The organism is Streptomyces sp. DSM 118878 (genome assembly GCF_052936595.1).
In genome coordinates this window covers 7,402,711-7,417,717 of sequence record NZ_CP193622.1, presented here as the reverse complement: position 1 = coordinate 7,417,717, position 15,007 = coordinate 7,402,711, and the positions used below count along the sequence as shown (strand labels likewise).

The following is a 15,007-nucleotide window of genomic DNA, read 5'->3' as shown; positions in this document are numbered from 1 at the left end:
CGTCAGCCCGCGAAGGCCGTGCCCGGCAGCCCCGTGCCCGCGTCCGGCAGTACGAGCACCGAGCCCGCCAGCGGATGCGGGCGCTCCTGGCCGACGCGGGCCGTGGTGATGTAGAGGTCGCGCAGCGAGGGCCCGCCGAAGGCGCAGGCGGTGGGGCGCGGCACGGGAAGGCCGACGGTCAGGTCGAGCCGTCCGTCGGGGGTGTACCGGCGGACGGCTCCGCCGTTCCAGAGGGCCACCCAGACGCAGCCGTCCGCGTCGACGGTGAGCCCGTCGGGGTCGCCCGCCCCGTCCTCGATCACCGCGAACGGCCGCCGGCCGCGCGCGTTCCGGCCGTCGAAGTCGAGGACGTCGACGCGCCGCGTGGGGCTGTCCACGTAGTACATGAGCCGCCCGTCGGGGCTCCACCCCGTGCCGTTGCTCACCGCCACATCGCCGGTGTCGGCGCCCTGTCCGGTGGCCGTCCCGTCGGGGTCGACGCGCGTGAGGCCGCCGCCGCCCGGCGCCTCGTCGTAGCGCATGGTGCCCGCCCAGAGGGAGCCGTCCGGCGCCACGGCCGCGTCGTTGCCGCGCCGTCCGGGCACCGGGTCGTGGACCAGCCAGGAGAAGGGGGAGCCGCCGGGCCCGTAAAGCCCGATGCCGTCACGGAGGTTCACCACGAGGCCGCCGCCCGCGCGGGGCTTCGCGGCGCCGACGTGCTGCCCGGTGGCCATGACCGTGCGGCGGCCGTCCCCGGGGGCGTAGGTGTGCACGCGTGAGCCGAGGATGTCGACCCAGATCAGCCGTCCGGTGGCCGCGTCCCAGGTGGGCCCCTCGCCGAGCAGCGCCTCCGCGCGCACCGCGACCTCGTACGCGGTGCTCATCGTCCGCCCCGGTGGCCGAGGCGGACGGACAGGTCTTCGGCGCCCTTGGCGGCGAGCTCGGCCAGTTCCCGCTCGCGGTCCTCGCTCCAGCGGATCATCGGCACGGAGATGGAGAGCGCCGCGACGACCCGGCCCGCGCTGTCCCGCACCGGCGCCGCCACACAGCTCACGTCCGGGTTGGACTCCCGGTGCTCGACCGCGACGCCCCGCTCGCGGATCTGTGCGAGGGCGTCGAGCAGTTCACCGGGGTCGGTGATGCTGTCCGGCGTCATCGCGGCGAACTCCCGCCCGCTGAGCCGGGCTTCGAGCTCCGGCTCCGGCAGCGAGGCGAGCAGCATCTTGCCGACCGACGTGCAGTGCGCGGGGAGACGGCGGCCCGCCGCGGAGACCATGCGCACGGCGTGCGTGGAGTCGACCTTGGCGATGTAGATGACGTCCGTGTCCTCCAGGATGGCGACGTGGACGGTCTCGTCGCAGGTCTCGGCGACCTCACGGGCCATCTGCTGCCCCTCGGCCGCGAGGTCGAGCTGCTCGGCGTAGCGGCTGCCGAGCTGGTAGGTGCGCACCCCGAGGCGGTAGCGGCCCGGCTGGTCCGGGATCTGGACGAGGTACGAACGGGCCGCCAGGGTGGTCAGCAGCTCGTGCACCGTGGTGCGCGGGAGCCCCAGCCTGCGGGTCACCTCGGGCGCGGAGAACGTCCCGTCGCCCTCCAGGAACAGTTCCAGTATGTCCAGCGACCTGGTCACCGCGGGCACCAGTCGTCCCATGAATCGGCCTTCCCACCCTGCGCGTCCGAAACTTCGGTCGCTGATCGGTATGACGAACACAGGTTAGGCACGGTGCCGTTCGGGACGCAATGGCCGCCGGGACGGGCGGCCGCGCACGCCCGCCTCCCGCAAGACCGTCCAGCCATACCCATTGACACGTTCCGGCCACCGTGATTACCGTCACGCCAACATTTCGAACGTGTGACGAAATACCGAACAAGTCAAGGGACAACTGCCTTGCGCATCACGGGAATCAGCACGCATGTGGTCGGAACGCCCTGGCGTAACCTCACGTACGTCCAGGTCCATACCGACGAGGGCCTGACGGGGATCGGTGAGACCCGCATGCTCGGGCACACCGACGCGCTCATCGGATACCTCCGCGAGGCGGAGGCCAACCACATCAAGGGGTCCGATCCGTTCGCGGCCGAGGACCTGCTCCGCAGGATGAAGTACGGCGACTACGGCCGGGCCGGCGAGATCGTGATGTCCGGCATCGCGGTCATCGAGATGGCCTGCTGGGACATCAAGGGCAAGGCGCTCGGCGTCCCCGTCTGGCAGCTCCTCGGCGGCAAGGTCACCGACCGCGTCAAGGCGTACGCCAACGGCTGGTACACCACCGAGCGCACCCCGGAGGCGTACCACAAGGCGGCCAAGAGCGTCATGGAGCGCGGCTACCGCGCCCTGAAGATCGACCCCTTCGGCACCGGGCACTTCGAGCTCGACCACGAGCAGAGCCTGTACGCGGTCTCCCTGATCGAGGCCGTACGGGACGCGATCGGCCCCGAGGCCGAGCTGATGCTGGAGATGCACGGCCGGTTCTCGCCCGCCACGGCCATCCGCCTCGCCCGCGACCTCGCGCCGTTCCGCCCCGCCTGGCTGGAGGAGCCGGTGCCGCCGGAGAACCTCAAGGCGCTGGAGAAGGTCGCCGCGAAGGTCGACATGCCGGTCGCGACGGGTGAGCGCATCCACGACCGCATCGAGTTCCGCGAGCTGTTCGAGAGCCAGGCGGTGGACATCATCCAGCCCGACGTCGGCCACATCGGCGGCATCTGGGAGACCCGCAAGCTCGCGGCCACCGCCGAGACGCACTACGTCCTGGTCGCCCCGCACAACGTGGGCGGCCCGGTCCTGACCGCGGCCTCGCTCCAGGTCGGCTTCACCGCGCCGAACTTCAAGATCCTCGAACACTTCAACGACTTCGCCGACGCGGACATCAAGAAGGTCGTCAAGGGCGCGCCGCAGGTCGACCCGGAGACCGGCTGCTTCGAGCTGTCCCACGCGCCCGGCCTCGGCGTCGAGCTCGACACGGACGCCGCCGCGGAGTTCCCGCAGCAGCAGGCCCGCTTCGACCTGTGGGCCGAGGGCTGGGAGAAGCGGTCGCCGGGCGGGGCCGAGGCGTGAGCCACGGGACGGCGAGCAGCCGCGCGGTCGTCGTCGAGCGCCCCGGCGAGCACCACCTCGTCACCGGGGACATCCCGGAGCCCGGCCCCGGCGAGGTCCTCGTCGAGGTGGCCGCCGCCGGGATCTGCATGAGCGACCGCGAGGTGTACGACGGTCATCGCGACGCGGCCTACGTGCGCTACCCGGTGATTCCGGGGCACGAGTGGGCCGGGACCGTGGTCTCGGTGGGCGCGGGCGTCGACCCCGCGCTCGTCGGCCGCAGGACCGTCGCCGAGGGGTTCCGGGCGTGCGGCCGCTGCGAGCGCTGCCGGTGCGGCGAGACCAGCCTGTGCGAAGGCGGCTACGCGGAGACCGGGTTCACCGAGCCGGGCGCCTTCGCGGACCACCTGACGGTGCCCGCCCGGCTGTTGCACCCGCTGCGGGATGACGCCGATCTGCGGGCGGCCGCCCTGCTCGAACCCTCGGCGGTCATCGCGGCCGCCGTGCGTGCGGGGCGGCCGCGGCCGGGCGAGCGGATCGCGGTGGTCGGCGCGGGGACGCTGGGGCTGCTCGCCGTGCAGCTCCTGGCCGCGTCCAGCCCCGCGGAGCTGGTGGCCGTCGACCCCCGGGCGGCCCGGGGTGAGCAGGCCCGGGTGTTCGGGGCGACGGACGCGCTCTCTCCCGAGGAGGCGGCTGCCGCCGGGGGCCGCTTCGACCTGGTCGTCGAGACGGCGGGGGCGCCGAGCACCGCCGCCTCGGCCTGCCTCCTCGCGCGCAGGGGCGGTCGGGCCGTGCTGACCGGGATGTTCACGGAGGGGGCCGTGGGCATCGACCCGGTCCATCTCTCCCTCAGCCAGCTTGAGGTGCGCTCCGTCTTCGGGGCGTCGTCCGCCGCCTGGTCCGACGCGGTGCGGGCCTTCGGCCTCGGACTGATCGACCCTGCCCCGCTGATCACGCATGAGTTCTCGCTGGAGGGGTTCGGGGAGGCCATCTCCCTGGTCGGCTCGGGCGACCCGAAGGTGGGGAAGGTGCTGCTGGTGCCCTGAGTCCTCGCCGCGGGCCGGCACCACCTCCCCCACCTCACCAGCCGAACCCCGAACCGACATACCGAACAACGGAACATAGGAGCCTCGTGACCACCCCGTCCGTACCCCGGCGCCCCGGCGCCGACGCCCTCGCCCGCATCGGGCACCCCGTGCCGCCCGTCGAGGCGGCCGACACCTCGCCGCACACGTTCCCCGACGGCGGAACGTGGCGTACCGAGATCCCCTCCGTCGAGGGGCCCGAGCCGCTCGCCGCCGTGCTGAAGGAGAGCGCGCGGCTCGACGTGCCGGTGCACCGGATCAGTCAGGGCAGTGGCGTCTGGATGCTCCGTGACGTCGAGATCACCGAGATGGTGGACTCCTGCGCCGAGCGCGACATCGAGCTCTGCCTGTTCACCGGACCGCGCGGCACCTGGGACATCGGCGGCTCCACGCGCACCGACTCCGGTGGCGCGGGGCTGCGCGCCCGTGGCCACGACGCGCTCGCCGGGTGCGTCGAGGACGCCGTACGCGCCACGGAACTCGGCGTGAAGTGCCTGCTCGTCGCGGACGAGGGCGTGCTGTGGACGCTGCACAGGCTGCGCGCCACCGGCGTGCTCCCCGCCGACACCACCTTCAAGCTGTCCGCGCTGACCGGCCCGGTGAACCCGGCCGCTTACGCCGTGTACGAACGGCTCGGCGCCGACTCGCTCAACGTGCCGTCCGACCTGTCCCCCGCGCATCTCACCGAGATCCGCCGGGTCAGCGGGGCCCCCATGGACATGTACGTCGAGGCCCCCGACGACCTCGGCGGCTACGTGCGGATGTACGAGGTCGCCGAGCTGATCCGGCGCGGCGCCCCGCTGTATGTGAAGTTCGGCCTCTCCAAGGCCGCAGGCATCTACCCGTACGGCGCCCATCTGCGTGAGCACGCCCTCGCCACGGCCCGGGAGCGGGTCAGGCGGGGCCGGCTCGCCCTGGATCTGCTCGCCCGGCACGGCGCGGACGGCGGCATGTCGCCGCTCGGCTCGCGGCTCCCCGGTGAACTGCGCCGTTTCTCCGTCCCGGAAGGGGACTGAACCCATGCGCACCCGCACTCTCGGCCTCGCCGCCGTCGCCGCGCTGCTCACCGTCTCGCTGACCGCCTGCGGCCAGGAGGCCAAGGGCGGCAGCCGCTACAAACCGGATGACGGCAAGGGCGGCACGATCGGTCTCGCGATGCCCACCAAGTCCTCCGAGCGGTGGATAGCCGACGGCAAGAACATGGCGGAGCAGTTCAAGAAGGCCGGTTACGACACCGACCTCCAGTACGGCGACGACAAGGTGGAGAACCAGGTCGCCCAGATCGAGAACATGATCACCAAGGGGCACCGGCTGCTCGTGGTCGCCGCGATCAACGGCTCCGCGCTCACCGATGTGCTGAAGCGGGCGCACGACGCGGGCATCCCTGTGATCTCGTACGACCGGCTCATCCTGGGCACGGAGAACGTGGACTACTACGCGTCCTTCGACAACGAGCGCGTGGGCCGGCTCCAGGGCCAGTACCTCGTGGACAAGCTCAAGCTGGGCAAGCCCGAGAAGGGCGGCGAGGCCCGGTCGATCGAGCTGTTCGCGGGTGACCCGGACGACAACAACACGAAGTACTTCTGGAACGGCGCCATGAAGGTGCTGAAGCCGTACTTCGACAGCGGCCAGCTCGTGGTGCGCAGCAAGCAGACGCGGATCAACCAGGCCACGACGTTGAAGTGGGACGGCGGCACCGCGCAGAAGCGCATGGACGACCTGATCAGCAAGAGCTACGGCGACAAGCGCGTGGACGCGGTGCTCTCGCCGTACGACGGCATCTCGATCGGCGTCATCTCGGCGCTGAAGAGCGCGGGTTACGGCAGCAAGAGCGAGCCGCTGCCGGTGATCACGGGCCAGGACGCCGAGCTGGCCTCGGTGAAGTCCATCATCCGGGGCGAGCAGACGCAGACGGTCTTCAAGGACACGCGCAAGCTGGCCGCGCAGACCGTGAAGATGGGCGACGCCGTGCTGACCGGCAAGAAGGTGCAGGTCAACAACACAAAGGACTATAACAACGGCGAGAAGACCGTCCCCGCCTTCCTGCTCAACCCGGTGAGCGTCGACAAGTCCAACACGAAGCTCCTCGTCGACGAGGGGTACTTCACGGCAGGACAGCTCACGTGAGCGCCCCGCTCCTGGAGATGCGGAGCATCACCAAGACGTTCCCGGGCGTCAAGGCGCTCTCCGATGTGCGGCTGAACGTACGGCCCGGGGAGATCCACGCGATCTGCGGGGAGAACGGCGCCGGCAAGTCGACGCTGATGAAGGTCCTCAGCGGCGTGTACCCGCACGGCAGCTACGAAGGGGACATCCTCTTCGAGGGCGAGCCCGTGGCCTTCAAGGACATCCGTGCCAGCGAGCGCCACGGCATCGTGATCATCCACCAGGAGCTCACGCTCGTCCCGTACCTGTCGATCGCCGAGAACATCTTCCTCGGCAACGAGCAGGCCAAGAGGGGCTTCATCGACTGGAACGACACGCTGCGCCGGGCGAGCGCCCTGCTGAAGCGGGTCGGCCTGCACGAGAAGCCGCAGACGCCGGTCTCCGACATCGGCGTGGGCAAGCAGCAGCTCGTGGAGATCGCGAAGGCCCTGTCGAAGGAGGTGAAGCTGCTGATCCTCGACGAGCCCACCGCGGCGCTCAACGACGAGGACAGCGCGAAGCTCCTGGACCTGATCGTGGAGCTGCGCGAGCAGGGCATAGCCAGCATCATCATCTCGCACAAGCTGAACGAGATCCGGCAGATCACCGACGCGGTGACGATCCTGCGCGACGGGCAGTCCATCGAGTCGCTGACGGTGCGCGAGGCCCCCGGGGCGAGCGCCGACCTGTCCGAGGACCGCATCATCCGGGGCATGGTCGGCCGCGACCTCGACCACCGCTTCCCCGACCGCACCCCGTACGAGGGGCAGGACAAGGACGAGCTCGCGCTGTCCGTCGAGGGCTGGACGGTGCGCCACCCCGTGGACCACCAGCGCACGGTCGTCGACGACGTGTCGCTGACCGTGCGGCGCGGCGAGATCGTCGGCATCGCGGGCCTCATGGGCGCGGGCCGCACGGAGCTGGCGATGTCGGTCTTCGGGCGCTCCTACGGGCAGTACGTGGCGGGCACGGTGGCGGTGAACGGCCGCCCGGTGGTCACGAAGACGGTTCCGGCCGCGGTCGACGCCGGGATCGCGTACGTCACCGAGGACCGCAAGCGGTACGGCCTGAACCTCATCGACAACATCAACCGCAATATCTCCCTGGCCTCGCTGCCCGGCATGCGGCGGCGCGGCATGGTCGACGAGCACCACGAGCGCCAGGTCTCGGAGCGCTACCGCAAGTCGATGAACATCAAGACGCCCACCGTCTTCGAGCAGGTGGGCCGGCTCTCCGGCGGCAACCAGCAGAAGGTCGTCCTGAGCAAGTGGATCCACGCCGATCCCGAGGTGCTGATCCTCGACGAGCCGACGCGCGGCATCGACGTGGGCGCCAAGTACGAGATCTACACGGTGATCGACCGTCTCGCGGCGCAGGGCAAGGCGGTCCTCTTCATCTCCTCGGAACTGCCCGAGCTGCTCGGGATGTGCGACCGGATCTACACGATGGCCGAGGGCCGCCTGACCGGTGAGGTCACGCGTGCGGACGCCACCCAGGAAGTGCTGATGCGCCATATGACCAAGACGAGAAGCAAGAGCTGAGGGCCCGCCATGACCACCACGACCACTCCCCCACGGGACTCGTCCGCCGCTCCGCCGCCCGTCACGCAGCGGGCCGGTGCGCTGCTGCTCCAGAGCATGCGCTCCAACATGCGCCAGTACGGCATGCTCATCGCCCTGGCGTTCATCGTCGTGCTGTTCCAGATCTGGACCGACGGCACGCTGCTCCTGCCGAACAACGTCTCCAACCTGATCCAGCAGAACGGCTACATCCTCATCCTGGCCATCGGCATGATGATCGTCATCATCGCCGGTCACATCGACCTGTCCGTCGGGTCGCTGGTGGCGTTCGTCGGCGCCATGTCGGCGGTGATGATGGTCAAGCACGACATGCCGTGGGTGCTCGCCCTCGTCCTGTCGCTGCTCATCGGCGCGGTGGCGGGCGCCTGGCAGGGCTTCTTCATCGCGTACGTCGGGATTCCGTCGTTCATCGTGACGCTGGCCGGCATGCTGCTCTTCCGCGGCCTCACGCAGATCGTCCTGGAGGGCCAGTCGCTGGCGCCCTTCCCCGACGGCTTCCAGAACATCGCCAAGGGCTTCATCCCGGAGATGGGCCCGTACACGCAGTACCACAACCCCACGCTGTTCCTCGGTCTCCTCACCATCGCCTTCCTGCTCTTCCGTGAGGTGCGGGACCGCAAGCGGCAGCAGGCGTTCGAGCTCGACGTGCTGCCGCAGGGCCTGTGGGTCGCCAAGTGCGTGGCGATGACGGCGGCCGTGGTGGCGTTCACGATGACGCTGGCCAGCTTCCACGGCGTGCCGGTCGTCATGCTGATCATGTGCGCGCTGCTGATCGGCCTCGGCTATGTGATGCGCAACGCGGTCGTCGGGCGGCACGTGTACGCGCTCGGCGGCAACAAGGCCGCCGCGATGCTCTCCGGCGTCAAGGACAAGCGCGTCACGTTCCTGGTCTTCGTCAACATGGGCGTCCTCGCGGCGCTCGCGGGCTGTGTGTACGCCGCGCGCCTCAACGCGGGCACCCCGCAGGCGGGCCTCAACTTCGAGCTGGAGGCCATCGCGGCCTCGTTCATCGGCGGCGCGTCGATGAGCGGCGGCGTCGGCACGGTCATGGGCGCCGTCATCGGCGGCCTGGTGCTCGGCGTCCTCAACAACGGCATGTCCCTCGTCGGCATCGGCACCGACTACCAGCAGGTCATCAAGGGTCTCGTCCTGCTCGCCGCGGTCGGGTTCGACGTGTGGAACAAGCGCAAGGTCGGTCGCTAGCACCCCCCTTCTCATCCCTCATCTCAGGAGCCGCACATGGAAACGAGCAGACGCACCGTCCTGGCCGGCGCGGCCGCCGCGGGCCTCTCCGCCGCCGCCACCGGCGTCTCGTACGCGACGGAGGGCGCCGCGCGCACCGCGCCCTCCTCGAAGCCGGTACGGGAACTCTTCGGGAAGCTCGCCGACGGCACGAAGGTCTACCGCTGGTCGCTGGCGAACGGCGGCACCCGCCTCAAGGTCCTCTCCTACGGCGGCATCGTCCAGTCGCTCGAACTCCCGGACCGGCACGGCCGCTACACCAACGTCTCCCTCGGCTACGACTCGATCGAGGAGTACGTGGCGGGCACCACGTTCTTCGGGGCCACGATCGGCCGCTACGGCAACCGCATCGCCCGCGGCCGTTTCACCCTGGACGGCGCGACGCACCAGCTCTCCGTCAACGACGGGGAGCACAGCCTGCACGGCGGCGCGAAGGGGTTCAACACGCGCGTGTGGGACGTGGAGCCGTTCACGGACTCCTCCGGCGTCGGCCTCGTCCTGCGGTACGTGAGCGTCGACGGTGAGATGGGCTACCCGGGGACGCTGCGCGTGAAGGTGACATACACCCTCACCGCGCGCGGCGAGTGGCGGATCGACTACGCGGCGACCACCGACAAGGCCACGGTCGTGAACCTCACCAACCACACGTACTACAACCTGGCGGGTGAGGGCAGCGGCAGCATCGAGGGCCATGAACTGACCCTGGCCGCGCGGCGGTTCACCCCGACGGACGCCGGCCTGATCCCCACGGGCGAGCTGGCGAAGGTGTCCGGCACGCCCTTCGACTTCCGGCGGGCCAAGACGGTCGGGCGGGACATCCGCGCCGCCCATCCGCAGCTCGTGACCGCCAAGGGGTTCGACCACAACTGGGTGCTCGACAAGGGCATCACACGCGCCCCTGAGCACTTCGCGACGCTGCGGGACCCGGACTCCGGACGCACGATGAGGATCGCGACGACCGAACCGGGGGTGCAGTTCTACTCCGGCAACTTCCTGGACGGCACCCTCACCGGGCCCTCGGGCCGCACCTACCGGCAGGGTGACGGCCTCTGCCTGGAGACCCAGCACTTCCCCGACTCGCCGAACCAGCCGTCGTTCCCCTCGACGGTGCTGCGCCCGGGTGAGACCTACCGGTCGAGCACGGTGCACGGCTTCTCGGCACGCTGACCCGTACGACGACGAAGGAGCGCGGTACGGACACCGGTTCGGTGTCCGTACCGCGCTCCTTCATGTGCTACGCGGGGCCGTCCGCCACCGGCACCCCGAAGTCGGGGGTGCCGTCGGCGTGCCAGTTCAGGCGCTGGACGCGGGTGTGGCGGTTGGGGTCGTTCAGCGGGTCACCGACGATGTCCCTGTACTGGCGGGCGTGGTAGACGAGGACGTCGGTGCGGCCGTCCTCGGCGACGGTGAACGAGTTGTGTCCCGGGCCGTACTGCTTGGTCGTGTCGTTGCTGGTGAAGACCGGCTCGGGCGACTTGGTCCAGGACCTCGGGTCGAGCAGGTCACTGCCCGCCCTGGCGGTCAGCAGCCCCATGCAGTAGTTGGCGTCGGTGGCGCTCGCGGAGTACGTCATGAAGACGCGGCCGTTGCGCTGGAGGAACGAGGCGCCCTCGTTGACCTTGAAGCCTATGCACTCCCAGTCGTACTCGGGGGTGGTGAGCCGGACCTGGGGTCCCTTCAGCGTCCAGGGGTTGGCCATCCGGGACAGGAACACGGCGCTGTTGTGGTCCTCACCGGGGTCCTTCTGCGCCCAGGCGAGGTAGCGCGAGCCACGGTAGGTGAACGTCGTGGCGTCCAGCGAGAACGTGTCCCAGGCGGTCTTGATCTGCCCCTTCTCGGTCCAGGTGCCCTTGAACGGGTCGCGGTGGCTGTTCTCCAGGACCCACATGCGGATCTTCCACACGTCATCGGCCGGCGCCGCGGCGAAGTAGAGGTACCACTTGCCGTTGATGTGGTGGATCTCCGGCGCCCAGATGTGCGCGGCCATGTCACCGCTGGTGTGCCGCCGCCACACGACGGACTCCTCGGCGGTGGCGATGCCTCCCAGGGTGCGGGAGCGGCGCAGGATGATGCGGTCGTACTCGGGGGCGGTCGCCGTGAAGTAGTAGCGGCCGTCGCTGTGGCGGTGGATGTGCGGGTCGGCGCGGTGCGGGACGAGGGGGTTGGTCCGCGGGGCGGCCACGCGTGCGCCCGGCGCGGCGGCGAGGGCGCTGCCCTGCCCCAGGGCCAGCGCGCCGGTCACGGCGGCGCTCACCGCCAGGCCGCCCTTCAGGAGCGTCCTGCGGCTGGGGTGTTCGTCAGGGGTGTACACGTCGTTGGTCTGCCTCTCCGAAGTAGGTGGTTCAGCCGGTCTTGATGCGCAGGAACGTGATCGAGTGGGCGGGGAAGGTGTACGAGAAGGAGTCGTCGACGCCTCGGAACACCGACTCGACGGGTTTCACCGGCGTCTTGTCCTTGGTGTTCTCGGCGGCCGGATCGGCGGCGAGCGTCGTCACCCGGGCCTTGTCGGCGACCTTCGTCCCCTGCCCGAGGCCGACCGTCGTCCGGGCGTCGGAGTCCTGCGCGTTGACGACCTTGACGATGAGGTCGCCGGTCGCCTTGTCGCGCGTGACGACCTGGCGGAACGGCTCGGCGGGCTTGTCGTCGGTGAAGGAGCCCCACTTCTTGCCGTCGAGGTAGAGCGTCACCTGCCGGCCGCGCACCTCCACGCGGATGTCGTAGGTGCGGCCGGTCTCGATGGTGGTGGAGTCCTCGACAAGCGTCTGCTTGCCGCCGTCCACGCCCTTCTCGACGGCGGAGCGGGTGTTGTTCCAGCCGCCGAGGTTCCACCAGTAGTAGTTGCCGGTGTCCTTGACGCCGAAGGCGACCATGAAGCCCTCCTTGCCGGACTTCTTGGTGGCCTTGACCTTCAGGTCGTAGTTCTGCCAGCCCTTGTCGCCTGCGGTGACCAGGGTGTTCTCGGCGCTGTCGTCGGACTGGACGTAGGCCCCGTCCTCGACGGCCCACGTGCCGCGGCCCGCCGTCTTGCTCCACTTGGCGTCACCGGCGGAGAAGTCGTCGGAGAGCAGCGGCTCGCCGCCCGCTCCCGTGACCGAGACGTCGTCGTACGCCGCGCTGGTGGCCCAGGTGGAGAGGCCGACGGCGCCGGTGATGGGTCCCGAGGTCGCGGGTGTCCCGGAGGCCTTGGACGGCACGACCTCGTCGCCCACGTTGCGCATGAAGAGCTTCTGCGTCTCGTAGTTGGCCGAGCCCCATGACTGGTCGTTGTCGAACCAGATCATGTTCGGCTTCCACTGCACGTAGTCCTCGTTGGCGAGCAGCGGGGCGTACGAGGCGAGCTTCACGACGTCGGCGTTGCGCTCCAGGCCGGTCATGAACGCGGCTTCGGAGAGCGCGTTGCCGAACGTGTTGCCCTGCGAGGCGTACTCGCCGAGGAACACCTTCGGGCCGCTGCGGTCGTAGGAGTCGTAGCGGTCGTTGTTCTCCAGGAACCACTGGGGGCTGTTGTAGTAGTGCTCGTCGACCATCGCGACGTCGGCGTCGCGGTTGAGCTGCCAGGCCTTGTCGAAGACCGCGCCGCTGTCGTCGGGGCCCGAGTTGGAGATGACGGTGATCTCCGGGTGCTTCGCCTCGATGGCGGCGCGGAACTCCTTGAAGCGGGCGAAGTACTCCTCGGGGAGGTTCTCCTCGTTGCCGACTCCGAGGTGGGTGAGCTTGAAGGGCTTGGGGTGGCCCATCTGGGCGCGCTTCTTGCCCCACTCGCTGGTCACCGGGCCGTTGGCGAACTCGATGAGGTCGAGGGTGTCCTGGATGTGCCGCTTCAGCAGCGCCGGGTCGTCGGTCGCCTTGTTCTGGCCGCAGCCGGTCACCAGGGCGGGCACGACGGGCAGCGGCATGGCGCCGGTGTCCTCGGCGAACTGGAAGTACTCGTAGTAGCCGAGGCCGTAGCTCTGGTTGTAGCCCCAGAAGTTCGCGTTCGTGGCGCGCTGCTCGACCGGGCCTATGGTGTCCTTCCACTGGTAGGAGCGGGCCCGCTGCCAGCCCGACTTCTCGTCGTACGCCTCGTGGCTGCCGGTGTTGACCAGGCAGCCGCCGGGGAAGCGCAGGAAGCCGGGGTCCAGGGCGGCGATCTTCTCGGCGAGGTCCTTGCGCAGGCCGTTCTCGCGGCCCTTGTAGGTGTCGCGGGGGAAGAGGGAGATTTCGTCGAGTGCGGCGGGCGAGCCGCCGGACGCGACCGTCAGCCGGCCCGTGGAGGAGGTGCGTTTCGCGGTGAACGACACCTCGTACTTCGCCCAGCGGTCGCGCGGGGTGACCCGGCGGGCGGTGGCGAGCTCGCCCGAGGCGTCGTGCAGCGTGAGGGTGAGCGGCGCGCGCCCGGCGCCGTCCGTGCGGGCCCAGACCGAGAAGTCGTAGCGCTTGCCCTTCTCGACCGCGATGCCGGTGTTGTAGCCGGAGTTGGTGACGGCGGCGTCCGCGGCCAGGGTGAGGTAGTTGCGGTTGCGGTCGTTCAGGCGGCCCCCGTCGTTCACCACCTTGGCGGTGCCCTTGGTGTCCCAGGACGTCAGCGGCGTGTACGAGCGGTTGTCCGCCTTGTCGTACTCGAAGGACCTGTTCTGGACGAGCTCCGCGTAGAGACCGCCGTCGGCGGCGCGGTTGATGTCCTCGTAGAAGACGCCGTACATCGAGTCGTCGATCTTCGCACCGGTGCGTGCGGTTTCCACGTCGATCGTGTAGTCGGCCGGCTCGGCCGCCGCGCCGGGGCTCGTGGCGAGCGTGCCGGCCAGCAGGACTCCGACGGTGAGAGCGAGTCTCCGTCGTCTGTGCGCCATGTCATCCCCTGTCGGGTGGTTCGGTATCTCGAACATTGGTCAACACTTCGAACATCAGGGAACTTAAGAAGCGGAAGGAGCATGCGTCAACGCCTGGGACGAACTTGGTGGCTTCCGGTACGAGAAAGCCCCCTCCGGTGTCCACCGTCGGGGGCGTCCTCATGCGGTAGCGGCTGGTTTGTCGCCTACTTGTAGGTGATGTCCGCCGCGGTGAACTTGCAGTACGTGCCGTCGGGGCCGTGGCCCGTCTCGACCGGCTCGTCACCGGTGTTGTTGCCCGTGAAGCGGGAGCACGTCTTGATCTTCTTGTTGCTGTCGCCGTAGATACGGATGTTGCGCAGCTCGGCGGTGTCGCCGTAGTTGGTGTTGATGCCGACGATCGACTTGCCGGGGGCGGTGATGTCGACGTCGTCGATGACGACGCTGCGCTTGTACTGCTTGGAGCAGTTGCCGCACGCGCGCACCAGCTTGCCGAAGTCGGAGACCTGGAACTTGGTCACGACCAGCTTGCCCGCGCCGTTGAACTGAAGGACCTTGTCGTCGGCCTTGCGCGCGCCACCGCCGCGCACGGTGTACGTGGCGTTCGCCGACGTCCCCTTGAACGTGGCGGCGTCCTCGCCGACGTCCTCCCACCACACGTTCTCCAGCGTGCAGCTGCCCTGGCAGTGGATGCCGTCGGCGGCGGGCGTGCCGATGATGACGTTCTTCAGCGTGGCCCCGTCCTTCAGCTTGAAGATCGGGTCCTGGCCCTCGTCCTGGCCGTCGCCGCCGAGCTCACCGCTGCCGTAGTAGCGCTTGAGCCCGCCGTCCCGGGTGCCGGAGACCTCGATGGTCTTGGACACCGCCTGCTTGCCGTTGGCCTCGGGCCAGGCGGTGGCCGCCCCGGCGGACGTCATGACGGAGGTGGTGACGAGGGCGGCACCGGTCAGTCCGAGCGCCGTGACGCCGCCGATGAGGGCACGGCGACGGGTCCGGGTGCGGCGGTGTCGGGTGCGCCCGTTGGCTGATGTAGTCATGTCCGGATTCCTTCGGTGGACAGAAGTGTGCGTCTCCTGGTCGCCGCCGGCCGGGGAAGGGTTGCCGCCCTCCGCGAAGAAATTGATCACGTCACGA

At 69.7% G+C, this 15,007-nt stretch carries 12 protein-coding genes; 7 read left to right on the top strand and 5 right to left on the bottom strand.

The window, feature by feature from the left end; genetic code table 11:
- Window positions 1-2: 2 nt before the first annotated feature.
- Both ACRAKF_RS32135 and ACRAKF_RS32130 read right to left on the bottom strand, forming a co-directional pair.
- Window positions 3-863, bottom strand: coding sequence for an SMP-30/gluconolactonase/LRE family protein (locus tag ACRAKF_RS32135; RefSeq protein WP_447041286.1), 861 nt, complete (start codon window positions 861-863; stop codon window positions 3-5).
- On the bottom strand, window positions 860-1,630 hold the full coding sequence (locus tag ACRAKF_RS32130) for an IclR family transcriptional regulator (RefSeq protein WP_447041284.1): 771 nt from the start codon (window positions 1,628-1,630) through the stop codon (window positions 860-862). Before ACRAKF_RS32130 ends, ACRAKF_RS32135 begins: the two co-directional genes overlap by 4 nt.
- Before the next feature lie 237 nt (window positions 1,631-1,867).
- Here ACRAKF_RS32130 and ACRAKF_RS32125 point away from each other — a divergent pair, with 237 nt between their 5' ends.
- The 7 genes from ACRAKF_RS32125 (at window position 1,868) to ACRAKF_RS32095 (ending at window position 10,232) form a co-directional block, all read left to right on the top strand.
- Complete coding sequence (locus tag ACRAKF_RS32125; protein WP_447041282.1) at window positions 1,868-3,034, top strand: mandelate racemase/muconate lactonizing enzyme family protein; 1,167 nt, start codon at window positions 1,868-1,870, stop codon at window positions 3,032-3,034.
- Entirely contained in the window at window positions 3,031-4,059 is a 1,029-nt protein-coding gene (locus ACRAKF_RS32120) for a zinc-dependent alcohol dehydrogenase (RefSeq protein ID WP_447041280.1), read from the top strand. The genes ACRAKF_RS32125 and ACRAKF_RS32120 overlap by 4 nt, the downstream gene beginning before the upstream one ends.
- Before the next feature lie 86 nt (window positions 4,060-4,145).
- Window positions 4,146-5,114: a hypothetical protein gene (locus ACRAKF_RS32115; protein ID WP_447041278.1), complete on the top strand. Its 969-nt coding sequence runs from the start codon at window positions 4,146-4,148 to the stop codon at window positions 5,112-5,114.
- Window positions 5,115-5,118: 4 nt separating this feature from the next.
- Window positions 5,119-6,225, top strand: coding sequence for a multiple monosaccharide ABC transporter substrate-binding protein (chvE, locus tag ACRAKF_RS32110; protein WP_447041276.1), 1,107 nt, complete (start codon window positions 5,119-5,121; stop codon window positions 6,223-6,225).
- Window positions 6,222-7,784: a multiple monosaccharide ABC transporter ATP-binding protein gene (gene mmsA, locus ACRAKF_RS32105; protein WP_447041274.1), complete on the top strand. Its 1,563-nt coding sequence runs from the start codon at window positions 6,222-6,224 to the stop codon at window positions 7,782-7,784. The genes chvE and mmsA overlap by 4 nt, the downstream gene beginning before the upstream one ends.
- 9 nt (window positions 7,785-7,793) lie before the next feature.
- Window positions 7,794-9,026: a multiple monosaccharide ABC transporter permease gene (gene mmsB / locus ACRAKF_RS32100; RefSeq protein ID WP_447041272.1), complete on the top strand. Its 1,233-nt coding sequence runs from the start codon at window positions 7,794-7,796 to the stop codon at window positions 9,024-9,026.
- Between the two features lie 36 nt (window positions 9,027-9,062).
- Window positions 9,063-10,232: an aldose epimerase family protein gene (locus ACRAKF_RS32095; protein ID WP_447041270.1), complete on the top strand. Its 1,170-nt coding sequence runs from the start codon at window positions 9,063-9,065 to the stop codon at window positions 10,230-10,232.
- Window positions 10,233-10,299: 67 nt separating this feature from the next.
- On the opposite strand, the gene ACRAKF_RS32090 is transcribed toward ACRAKF_RS32095, so the two are convergent.
- From ACRAKF_RS32090 to ACRAKF_RS32080, 3 genes are all read right to left on the bottom strand, one after another.
- On the bottom strand, window positions 10,300-11,376 hold the full coding sequence (locus ACRAKF_RS32090) for a glycoside hydrolase family 43 protein (protein WP_447041268.1): 1,077 nt from the start codon (window positions 11,374-11,376) through the stop codon (window positions 10,300-10,302).
- Between the two features lie 31 nt (window positions 11,377-11,407).
- Window positions 11,408-13,894, bottom strand: a complete 2,487-nt coding sequence (locus ACRAKF_RS32085) for an alpha-L-arabinofuranosidase C-terminal domain-containing protein (RefSeq protein ID WP_447041266.1) — start codon at window positions 13,892-13,894, stop codon at window positions 11,408-11,410.
- Between the two features lie 185 nt (window positions 13,895-14,079).
- Window positions 14,080-14,910, bottom strand: coding sequence for a pectate lyase (locus ACRAKF_RS32080; RefSeq protein WP_447041264.1), 831 nt, complete (start codon window positions 14,908-14,910; stop codon window positions 14,080-14,082).
- Window positions 14,911-15,007 lie beyond the last annotated feature (97 nt).